Annotated in this window: 1 protein-coding gene; it reads left to right on the forward strand. The window is 34.8% G+C overall.

The genetic code is table 11. The features are described from left to right. On the forward strand, positions 1-834 hold an 834-nt coding region (locus VU18_RS15710; protein ID WP_047758472.1), incomplete at both ends, for a TnsD family Tn7-like transposition protein.

The raw sequence follows: 834 nt of genomic DNA on the forward strand, positions 1-834 counted from the left end.
GGGTGCGAAATGTGAGTTAAAACATAAACATCAGGTATTGCTGTTTAGCCGAGTTCCCTATAGAAAAGGGAGTAGGACTAAATATGTAGCTGCATCAGAAGAGAATTGTTATTTTTTGCAAGATAAATGCTACGATATTATTTACTCGAATAAAGAAATCCTTACTCTTATTACGGAAGAGGGGGTGAAGTTAGCAAAGAGACAATATAGCTGGGACATCGCGAATCTCCATAAAACTTATCGCTTCATGTTGAGTAAAAGAGGTTATTTAACAGCACAGGGATTTGTAAACCAAACCAAATTAGGCAGGAATTTAATTAGGTATTATGGAGATGAGCTTTTAAAATATTTAAATTGCGAAGTTAAACCGGGAGACGCCAACTGTTGGCTGAGATTATTAACAAGTAAACATCGCGCTATTTTCCATCCATTGAAACATATCTTGTTGTTAGTATTTCTTCAAGAGTCTGTAGATAGCATAAAAGAGAATGAAAATAAATCTTTTTTTGCATTTGGAGAGGGACCTTATCCTTGTCTAAATCCTGTTGCAGAACATTATGGTCAACGATTAATTGAGGATGTTCAAATAAAAAGAGATGAAAATACAGGAAATCCGCGCGGCCTATTTGTATGCGAAAAATGCGGCTTTTCATATTCGAGAATTGGTCCAGACAAGGATATTAACGATCAATTTCGTTATAATAAAGTAATAGAGTATGGACCGGTATGGAAAGAGAAGTTAAACTATTTCATTAATAACGAAAACCTTAGTAAAAAAGAGACAGCAAGAAGGTTAAATGTCAGTATTGAGACAGTAAGGAGATATTTGAATGG

Origin of the sequence: Geobacillus sp. ZGt-1 (genome assembly GCF_001026865.1) — a bacterium.
Taxonomy (GTDB): domain Bacteria; phylum Bacillota; class Bacilli; order Bacillales; family Anoxybacillaceae; genus Geobacillus; species Geobacillus thermoleovorans.